General features: G+C 65.6%; 5 protein-coding genes. 1 reads left to right on the top strand and 4 read right to left on the bottom strand.

Features of this window, described 5'->3' with window-relative positions; translation table 11 throughout:
- Positions 1–42 precede the first annotated feature (42 nt).
- A complete protein-coding gene (locus tag N181_RS26495; protein WP_050984030.1) occupies positions 43–534 on the bottom strand; it encodes a flavin reductase family protein in 492 nt (163 codons plus the stop codon).
- Positions 535–754: 220 nt separating this feature from the next.
- On the opposite strand from N181_RS26495, the gene N181_RS26500 reads away from it, so the two are divergent.
- Positions 755–2,215 carry an FAD/NAD(P)-binding protein gene (locus tag N181_RS26500; protein ID WP_050984029.1) on the top strand — a complete coding sequence of 487 codons (1,461 nt, stop codon included), beginning with the start codon at positions 755–757 and terminating at the stop codon, positions 2,213–2,215.
- Between the two features lie 26 nt (positions 2,216–2,241).
- On the opposite strand, the gene N181_RS26505 is transcribed toward N181_RS26500, so the two are convergent.
- The 3 genes from N181_RS26505 to N181_RS26515 all read right to left on the bottom strand — a co-directional run.
- Positions 2,242–3,063, bottom strand: a complete 822-nt coding sequence (locus tag N181_RS26505; protein ID WP_037394302.1) for an ATP-binding cassette domain-containing protein — start codon at positions 3,061–3,063, stop codon at positions 2,242–2,244.
- A gap of 9 nt (positions 3,064–3,072) precedes the next feature.
- Positions 3,073–3,909 carry an ABC transporter permease subunit gene (locus tag N181_RS26510; protein ID WP_037394299.1) on the bottom strand — a complete coding sequence of 279 codons (837 nt, stop codon included), beginning with the start codon at positions 3,907–3,909 and terminating at the stop codon, positions 3,073–3,075.
- Positions 3,910–3,969: 60 nt separating this feature from the next.
- Positions 3,970–4,615, bottom strand: a 646-nt coding sequence (locus N181_RS26515; protein WP_155621626.1) for an LLM class flavin-dependent oxidoreductase, incomplete at its 5' end; no start/stop codon positions are given.

A 4,615-nucleotide genomic window follows, 5' to 3' on the forward strand; every position in this document is an offset into this window, starting at 1 on the left:
AGGTCGACAACAGCTTATGACACGAATTTCGGATTCAGATGACTAGCCGGAAAGCGCAAAATAGCGGCCTTCTCGGTAGAGCAGGGATCCGCCCCCGCCAATGCGAATGCCGACCACACGGCCAATTACGATTGCGTGGCTGTGCCTTTCGATCGCCTCCTCGACCTCGCAGTCGATGGCCGCCGCCGCATCCTGAAGCACCGGCGCCCCGCTGGCAAGGCGGGTCCACTCGGCCCCGCGGTAGCGATCCGGCCCTTTGAGCCCGCCGCGGCCAGCGAATTGGTTGGCGAGCACTTCGTGCTGTGCGCCGACGATGTTGACGCAGAAATGACCGAACCGCTCGACGACGGGCCAGGTCGAGGAAAGACGATTGAGGGAGACGAGCATACGTGGCGGCTCGACCGAGAGAGCCGTGGCCGACGTGACGGTGGCTCCGGTCAGCGCCTCGCCCTCTCCCGCGGTTATGATGCTGACCCCGCCTCCCAAGGAGCGTAAAGCCGCCTTCAAGCCGTCGGCATCGGCCGGCCGGTCCATGGACCGACTGGCGGCCCCCTCGACATCGAAGGCCCGTACTGAAGGTTGAACCGACATCCCATCGCTCCTCTGCTCGGCAAACCACGATCTTCGCGATTGGTAACAGCGACGGCGTGGCCGCCGTAGACATCCTATTTCTTAGTATATATATTTTATAGAAAATATGACTAGCAGCCCCCAGGGCACTTCGAAGCCGCCGCCCGTACGAAGGGAGAACGGAATGCTGCGAATAACGCTGCCGTCGCAGAAGCAAGTCCCGCCGGTCCCTGCAATCAGCAGAGTGGCCATTATCGGCGGAGGCTTCACCGGAGCCACCATCGCCCGGCTGCTCGCCCTGCATAGGCAATACTGGCCTCACAAAATCGTCGTCTTCGAGCCCCGCGCCGAACTCGGCGGCGGCTTGGCCTATGATGCCGATGATCCGTCGCTTCGCCTCAATGTCGCGGCGCACCGGATGCGCGCCGTGCCGGGCGATCCGCAAGCCTTTCTCCGCTGGCTGTCGAACTCAGGGCGGCTTGAGCGAGACCCGGGCGCCATGGCGAATGGCGCGATCTATGCGCGCCGGGCCGACTTCGCGGCCTTCATGGCCGGGCAGATCCAGTCCTTTATCGACGACGGAATCGTCAGGCACGTGCGCGAGCGCGCCGAACGCATTTGCCGCCGGCACGGCCGCTGGCAGATCGAGGGAGACGGCGGCGCATCGCTGCAGGCAGATGTCGTCGTCATCGCGACCGGCCATCCGCCGCCGACGCCGCCCGGCGAGCTTGCCTCCGGTCTTAGCGGTGACCATCGCTTCATACCGCACCTTGCGCGGCGCGATGCACTCCGGGCGATACGGCAGGACGACAAGGTCCTCGTCGTCGGTGCCGGACTGACGGCCCTCGACGTCCTGGGCGTGTTGCGCGCGCGAGGCCATCGCGCCGAGATCACGCTCGTTTCGCGAACGGGACATCTGCCGCAACCCCAGGCCGCCGGCGATTTCGCGCCCCATGGCGACTTCCTTATCGGCGTTCCGAACACCGCCCTTTCGCTTCTCGAGCGGGTGCGCTTCGCTCTGGAGGAGGTGACAGAAGCCGGCCTGCCCTGGCAGAGCGTCTTCGAGGCCTTGCGTCACCAGGGTCAAGCCATCTGGCGGGCCTTGCCGCTCGTCGAGCAGCGCCGCGCCCTGCGCCATCTTCGCCGGCGCTTCGAAGCGCATCGCTTTCGCATGCCGCCGCAGATCGCCGAGCTTGTCGAGCGCGACAGAGCAGCGGGCCGCCTTCGAAGCTGTGCGGGACGGATCGTTGCGGCTCGGCCCGGACGCGCGGAAATCGCCATCGACATTGCGACGGGGCCACACGGGACGGTCGAGCACCACGTCGCGCAGTGGGTCATCGTGGCGACCGGACCCGACCATGGGAACGTCATCAGCAGCCAGGGCTGTCTTGCCGAGCTGGAAGGCGTCGGCCTCCTGACGAAGGACCCGCGCGGTCTCGGCATCGCCTGCGATCACGACAGCCGGGCCTTGGCGCGGGACGGCTATCCGGTGGAGGATCTGTTCGTCGCCGGACCGCTGGCACGCGGGGCCTTCGGCGAGCTTGCAGGCGTGCCGGAGATCGCGGCCCAGGCAGAGCGGATTGTTCAGCAGATCCTGGGGATGAGTTTCGCCACGACGCGCACGATCACGATCCGATCGATGTGATCGGACGTACCGCGGCTCATTGCATTTCAATGCCCGCCGAGGATCGCATCCAGCAGGCGGCGCTCGAAGACAGCGAGATCCGGATCGCCGTGATGGCGCGGATGGTCCGCCGGAATTTCGAGATCGAGCGCTACCTTGCCGCCGTCCAGCACGATCACCCGGTCGGCCAGATGCACCGCCTCGCTAACATCGTGGGTCACGAGGACCGCCGTGAAGCCTAGCTCCCGCCAGACGCGGCTGACGAGCTGCTGCATCGTGATGCGGGTCAGTGCGTCAAGCGCGCCGAGCGGTTCGTCGAAGACCAGGAGCCCGGGTCGGCTGACGAGTGCGCGAGCGAGCGCCACCCGCTGCCGCTGGCCGCCGGAGAGACGCGCCGGCCATTGATCCGCCTTGTCGGACAATTGAACGTCGTCCAGCACCATCAGCGCTTTCACACGCGCCGTGTTCTCGTCGACGTCCTGGCCAAGGCCGACCGCCACATTGTCGACCACCCTCGCCCAGGGCAGCAGCCGAGGCTCCTGGAAGACGATGCGCGCATTGGCCTCGACGGTGTCTCCCGATCGGTCGGCGAAACGGAGCGAACCGGACGTCGGACGGTCCAGTCCGACAAGCAGGCGCAACAGGGTACTCTTGCCGCAGCCGCTCTTGCCGACGATCGCCAGGAACTGGCCGGCCGGAACGTCGAGATCGATGCCGCGAAGCACACGGTTCTGGCCGAAGGTCTGCGCGATCCGCCGCAGCTCGATCGAGACCGGCTCTGTCGCTTCGGCGAAGACCGTTTGGCCGTGTTCTCCCATGGGCTCGATAGTGCCTGGACGTGGGGCATACCTGCTGACATAGCCGCTCATTGTGGCCTCCTACCTCTGATAGACCGGGTTCCAGGACAAGGCATGGCGCTCCATGGCCCGCGCGATCACATCGGCGAGCTTGCCGAGCGCCGCATAGATGAGCAGCGACAGCACCACCACATCCGTCATCATGAATTCGCGCGCCTGGTTCGCCATATGACCGATCCCGGAGGACGCCGCGATCGACTCGGAGACGATCAGCGTCAGCCACATGATGCCGAGCGCGTAGCGCAGTCCAACGAATATCGATGGCAGGGCGCCAGGCAAGATGACCTTCCTGAACAGCGTCCAGCCGTTCATCCCGTAGATCCGGCCCATCTCGATGAGCTCGCGGTCGACGTTCCGCACGCCGTGAAAGGTGTTGAGATAGATCGGAAAGAGCACGCCCAACGACGTGAGGAACAGCTTCGATTCCTCGCCGATCCCGAACCAGAGGATGACCAGCGGGATCATCGCCAGGTGCGGAATGGTCCGGAGCATCTGCAGCGAGGTGTCCGTCAGTTGTTCGGAAAGTTTGGAGACGCCATTCGCAATGCCGAGCAGGAGCCCAATCGTTCCGCCGACGGCGAGGCCCGCCAGGGCGCGCGCCCCGGAAACCGCCACGTTGTGAAAGAGAGCGCCGGACAGCACTTGGTCTATGAAGGCGGCTGCCACATCCGTCGGCGCCGGCATGACGCGCGTCGAAATCCAGCCGGCCGACGAAAACACTTGCCAGACCAGAACCAACAGGATCGGAACGACAAAGGGCAAGAGGCCCTTCAGGCGGATGTGCCGAGCCGATAGGGCCGGCCAAACCCAGCTCCGCCTCCGTGACGGGCGATCGGTAACAACGTCGTATGCGGTCATATGCGTCTCCTTGTCGATCGGCGGGCGCTCAGAGCGCCACGCACAGATTTCACCGTAGGATCAGGAGCCCGCCACGACCCGCAGATTGCCGGCATGCCCGCCGCCGCCGAAAACCTGCCGTTCGCCGAAGGAAGAGCGGATCTGGTTGCGCGGGCCACCGAGGCCTATTTCCGGGAAGAGCAGTTCGGAAACCCGATAGGCCTCCTCGAGATGCGGATAGCCGGAGGCAATCACCGTATCGATGCCGAGATCCTGGTATTCCCTGAGGCGTGCCGCCACCGTCTTCGGCGAGCCGACGAGCGCGGTCCCCGCGCCCGAGCGAACGAGCCCGATGCCGGCCCAGAGATTGGGCGACACTTCGAGCCTGTCGCGCCGGCCGCCGTGCAGCGCCGCCATGCGGGCCTGCCCGACGGAGTCGGAATTCTTCGCGAATCCTTCCTGGGCAGCGGCAATCGTCTCGTCGGAGAGCTTGGAGATCAGCCGGTCGGCGGCGTCCCAGGCCTCCTCGTCGGTCTCCCGCACGATGAAGTGCAGGCGGATGCCGAAGGTCACTTGACGGCCCTTGTCGGCGGCTGCCTTGCGGACCGTGGCGATCTTTTCGGCGACCTGGGCCGGTGTCTCGCCCCAGGTCAGGTACTTGTCAACGACGCCCGTCGAAAACTCGATCGCGGCATCCGACGACCCGCCGAAATAGAGCGGCGGGGGC

It is taken from the genome of Sinorhizobium fredii USDA 205 (genome assembly GCF_001461695.1).
GTDB lineage: Bacteria > Pseudomonadota > Alphaproteobacteria > Rhizobiales > Rhizobiaceae > Sinorhizobium > Sinorhizobium fredii.

What these genes read in the sequence shown, in the direction of transcription:
- N181_RS26495 (WP_050984030.1), bottom strand. Translation starts at nt 534, where the DNA reads ATGGACCGGCCGGCCGATGCCGACGGCTTGAAGGCGGCTTTACGCTCC.
- N181_RS26500 (WP_050984029.1), top strand. Translation starts at nt 755, where the DNA reads ATGCTGCGAATAACGCTGCCGTCGCAGAAGCAAGTCCCGCCGGTCCCT.
- N181_RS26505 (WP_037394302.1), bottom strand. Translation starts at nt 3,063, where the DNA reads ATGAGCGGCTATGTCAGCAGGTATGCCCCACGTCCAGGCACTATCGAG.
- N181_RS26510 (WP_037394299.1), bottom strand. Translation starts at nt 3,909, where the DNA reads ATGACCGCATACGACGTTGTTACCGATCGCCCGTCACGGAGGCGGAGC.